General features: G+C 70.9%; 4 protein-coding genes. All 4 read left to right on the forward strand.

Annotated elements, in window-relative coordinates; genetic code table 11:
- The coding region (locus tag B9G38_RS14150; RefSeq protein ID WP_086220792.1) for a thiamine pyrophosphate-dependent dehydrogenase E1 component subunit alpha at positions 1–874 on the forward strand (874 nt) is incomplete at its 5' end.
- Positions 875–1861, forward strand: a complete 987-nt coding sequence (locus B9G38_RS14155) for an alpha-ketoacid dehydrogenase subunit beta (RefSeq protein ID WP_007345778.1) — start codon at positions 875–877, stop codon at positions 1859–1861. It begins immediately after the preceding gene.
- Positions 1862–1948: 87 nt separating this feature from the next.
- On the forward strand, positions 1949–3619 hold the full coding sequence (locus B9G38_RS14160) for a 2-oxo acid dehydrogenase subunit E2 (protein ID WP_086220793.1): 1671 nt from the start codon (positions 1949–1951) through the stop codon (positions 3617–3619).
- Positions 3619–5000, forward strand: a 1382-nt coding sequence (lpdA, locus tag B9G38_RS14165) for a dihydrolipoyl dehydrogenase (RefSeq protein ID WP_086220794.1), incomplete at its 3' end; no start/stop codon positions are given. The genes B9G38_RS14160 and lpdA, both read left to right, overlap by 1 nt.

Consider the following 5000-nt stretch of genomic DNA (forward strand, 5'->3'; position numbering starts at 1 on the left):
CGCGCTCGACGACGACGACTGGATGGTGCCGTCGTACCGCGAACACGGCGCCGCCCTCGTCCATGGGCTCCCGCTGAAACAGACCCTGCTCTACTGGATGGGTCACGAGGACGGCAACAACGCGCCGACGGACGTCAACGTCTTCCCGGTCGCCGTCCCCATCGCGTCGCAGATCCCCCACGCGACGGGCGCCGCGTGGGCCTCGAAGCTCCGCGGCGAGGACGACGCGTTCGTCTGCTACTTCGGCGACGGCGCGACGAGCGAGGGCGACTTCCACGAGGGAATCAACTTCGCCGGCGTGTTCGACACGCCGACCGTCTTCTTCTGTAACAACAACCAGTGGGCGATCTCCGTTCCGCGAGAGCGCCAGACCCGGAGCGCGACCCTGGCGCAGAAGGCGGAGGCGTACGGGATCGACGGCGTTCAGGTCGACGGCATGGACCCGCTGGCGGTGTACAGCGTCACGGAAGCGGCCTTAGAGAAGGCGCGCGACCCCGAGACCGACCGGCCGCGGCCGACGCTGATCGAGGCGGTCCAGTACCGGTTCGGCGCGCACACGACCGCCGACGACCCGACCGTCTACCGCGACGACGACGAGGTTGAGCGCTGGAAGCGGAAGGACCCCATCGACCGGCTGGAGTCGTACCTCCGGGACGAAGGGGTCCTCGACGACGAGCGCGTCGCGGAGATCGAGTCGACGGTCGAGGCCCGGGTCGCGGACGCGATAGACGAGGCTGAATCGATGGCGCGCCCCGACCCGCGCGAGCTGTTCGAACACGCGTACGCGGAGCTTCCGCCCGAGCTGGAGCGGCAGTACGAGGAGTTCGCCGCTCTGCGCGACGAGCGCGGCGACGCGGCGTTCCTGGAGGAGTAAATGACCGAGACACAGAACCTCACGCTGGTACAGGCGATACGAGACGGACTACACACCGAACTGCGCGAGGACGACGACGTCGTCGTGATGGGGCAAGACGTCGGGAAGAACGGCGGCGTCTTCCGCGCGACCGAGGGCCTGTTCGACGAGTTCGGCGGCGACCGGGTGATCGACACGCCGCTGGCCGAGTCGGGCATCGTCGGCACCGCGGTCGGGATGGCCGCCATGGGGATGCGACCGGTCCCGGAGATCCAGTTCTCCGGGTTCATGTACCCCGGCTTCGACCAGATCGTCTCGCACATGGCGCGGTTCCGGACCCGCAGCCGCGGGCGGTTCACGCTCCCCATGACGCTACGTGCCCCCTACGGCGGCGGGATCCGCGCGCCCGAACACCACTCCGAGTCGAAGGAGGCGTTCTACGCCCACGAGGCCGGGCTGAAGGTCGTCATCCCCTCCACGCCGTACGAGGCGAAGGGGCTGCTCGCGGCGTCGATCCGCGACCCCGACCCGGTGATATTCCTCGAACCGAAGCTGATCTACCGGGCGTTCCGCGAGGAGGTCCCCGAGGAGCCGTACACGGTCCCCATCGGCGAGGCGGCCACGCGCCGCGAGGGCGACGACGTAGCCGTCTTCACCTACGGCGCGATGACTCGCCCCACGCTGGAGGCCGCCGAGACGCTCGGGGAGGAGGGGATCGAGTGCGAGGTCGTCGACCTCCGCACGATTTCCCCGCTCGACCGCGAGGCGGTCGTCGAGGCGTTCGAGAAGACCGGTCGCGCGGTCGTCGTTCACGAGGCCCCCAAGACCGGCGGGCTCGCGGGCGAGATCACGGCGATCCTTCAGGAGGAGGCGCTGCTGTACCAGGAGGCGCCGATCGGCCGCGTCACCGGCTTCGACGTGCCGTACCCGCTGTACGCGCTGGAGGACTACTACCTCCCGTCCGCCGCCCGCATCGAGGACGGAATCTTGGAGGCGGTCGAATTTTAAGATGTCCGGCAGAGGTACACCCATGAACGCCGAGGACCGGCGCACGACGGCAGAGGGGAGACGCCCGACCGCCGAGGGGGGCGACGAATGACGGTCGAGGAGTTCAAACTGCCCGACGTCGGCGAGGGCGTCGCGGAGGGCGAACTCGTCAGCTGGCTGGTCGCGCCCGGCGACCGCGTCGAGGAGGACCAGCCCGTCGCCGAGGTCGAGACCGACAAGGCGCTCGTCGAGGTGCCGTCGAGCTACGACGGCGTCGTCGAGGAGCTGTTCGCCGAGGAGGGGGAGATGGTCCCCGTCGGCGACGTGATCATCTCGTTCCGCGTCGACGAGGACGGCGAGGCGGCCGCCGGCGACGACGCGGAGGCCGAACCGGAGCCGGAGCCCGACTCGCCCGACGAGTCGGCGTCGGAGCCGACCACCGAGGCGGCCGACGCCGAGCCCGACACGCCCGCCGGACGCACCTTCGCGCCGCCGTCGGCCCGCCGGCTCGCCCGCGAACTCGGCGTCGACGTCGCGGCCGTCGACGGGAGCGCCCCCGGCGGTCGCGTGAGCGAGGCCGACGTGCGGGCGCACGCCGAGGGAGACGCCGGATCCGCTCCCGAGGAGAGCGCGGACGCCGGGACCGAGCCACGCCCCGCGCCGACGCCGACCGACGTCGGGTCGGGCGAGCGGACGTCCGCGGTCAGCAAGCGCGGCGACGACGACTCCGCCGTCTCGGCCTCGACGACCCCCGCCGACGGCCCCGAGCCCGCGGGCCGCGAGACGACGCTCGCGACGCCCGCGACGCGGAAGGCCGCGCGCGAGCGCGGCGTGGACCTCGACGACGTGCCGACCGACGAGACCCGCGACGGCGAGGCGTTCGTCACGGCCGAAGCGGTGAACGCGTACGCCGACGCGCTGGAGTCGGCCGAGTCGACCCCGGAGCCGGAACCGGTCGACGTCGACGCTGGCGGCGCGGCCGCCGCGACGGTCGGCCGCCCCTCGGACGACGGCGCCGACGCGCCTGCGGCGACCGCCGACGGCGACGAGACCGTCCCCTACCGCGGGGTCCGGCGCACCATCGGCAAGCAGATGGAGCGGTCGAAGTACACGGCGCCGCACGTCACCCACCACGACACCGCCGAGGTCGACGCGCTCGTGGAGGCGCGGGAGAAGCTGAAGCCGACGGCCGAGGCCGAGGGGGTGAAGCTCACCTACATGCCGTTCGTGATGAAGGCGATCGTCGCCGGGCTGAAGGAGTACCCGTACCTCAACAGCGAGCTCCGCGAGGACGACGAGGAGATCGTGTTGAAAGGCGCGTACAACCTCGGTATCGCGGTCGCGACCGACGCGGGGCTCATGGTCCCCGTCGTCGAGGACGTCGACGAGAAGGGGCTCTTCGAGCTGGCCGACGCGGTGAACGACCTCGCCTCGCGCGCCCGAGAGCGGAAGCTCAAACCGGCCGAAATGAAGGGCGGGACCTTCTCTATCACCAACTTCGGCGCGATCGGCGGCGAGTACGCCACGCCGATCATCAACTACCCCGAGACCGCGATCCTCGGGCTCGGGGCCATCGAGGAGCGCCCTGTCGTCCGCGACCACGCGGACGTCGCGTCCGAGTTCCTCGACGACTCGGACGACTCGACGGTCGTCCCGGCGCCGACGCTCCCGTTGTCCTTATCGATCGACCACCGCGTCGTCGACGGCGCGGTCGCGGCCGAGTTCGCGAACACCGTCATGGAACACCTGGAAAACCCCCTGCTGTTACTCAACGAATAATGGTCGTCGGAGATGTCACCACGGGAACGGAGGTACTGGTCATCGGCGCGGGGCCGGGCGGCTACGTCGCCGCTATCCGCGCCGCACAGGAGGGGCTCGACACGACCCTCGTCGAGAAGGACGCCTACGGCGGCGCCTGTCTCAACCGCGGCTGTATCCCCTCGAAGGCGCTGATCACGGGGAGCGGGCTCGCTCACGAGGCGGGCAACGCGGAGTTCATGGGCGTCCACGCGGACCCCGCCGTCGACATGGGGAAGATGATCGAGTGGAAAGACGGCGTCGTCGACCGGCTCACCGGCGGCGTCGAGAAGCTCTGTAAGGCGAACGGCGTGAACCTGATCGAGGGGACCGCCTCGTTCGTCGGCGAGGACACCGTCCGCGTCGCGCACGGCGGCGACGGGCAGGGCTCTGAGACGCTCTCGTTCGAACACGCGGTCGTCGCGACCGGCTCGCGTCCGATCCAGATCCCCGGCTTCGAGTTCGCCGAGGACCACGTTTGGAGCTCCGCCGACGCGCTCGACGCCGACACCGTCCCGGACCGGCTCGGGATCGTCGGCGGCGGCTACATCGGGATGGAGTTGGCGACGACGTACGCGAAGCTCGGCGCCGACGTGACGGTCGTCGAGATGCTCGACGACATCCTCGACCCCTACGAGGACGACGTGAAGCGGGTCGTCCGCGAGCGCGCCGAGGAGCTCGGCGTCGAGTTCAACTTCGGCGAGGGGGCGAGCGAGTGGTCCGAGGCGCCCGACGGCGGCTACCTCCTCCACACGGAGACGGAAGGGAGCGAGGAGTCGACGTACGGCGTCGACAAGATCCTCGTCGCGGTCGGCCGTCAGCCAGTCATCGACGGCCTCGACGTAGCGAACGCCGGTATCGAGACGGACGACCGCGGCTTCATCGAGACGGACGATCGCACGCGCACGGCGGTCGAGCACATCCACGCCGTCGGCGACGTCGCGGGCGACCCGATGCTCGCGCACGCGGCCTCGAACGAGGGGATCGTCGCCGCCGAGGTGATCGCGGGCGAACCCGCCGCGCTCGACCGGCAGGCGGTCCCCGCGGCCGTCTTCACCGACCCCGAGATCGGGACGGTGGGGATGACCGAGGCCGAGGCCGAGGACGCCGGCTTCGATCCCGTCGTCGGCGAGATGCCGTTCAACGCCTCCGGCCGGGCGATGACGACCGGCCACACCGAGGGGTTCGCCCGGATCGTCGCCGACGAGGAGACCGGGTTCGTCCTCGGCGGGCAGATCGTCGGCCCCGAGGCGTCGGAGCTGATCGCGGAGGTCGCGCTCGCGATCGAGATGGGCGCGACCCTCGAAGACGTGGCCGCCACCGTCCACACCCACCCGACGCTCGCGGAGGCCGTGATGGAGGC

It is taken from the genome of Halorubrum sp. SD612, assembly GCF_002135005.1.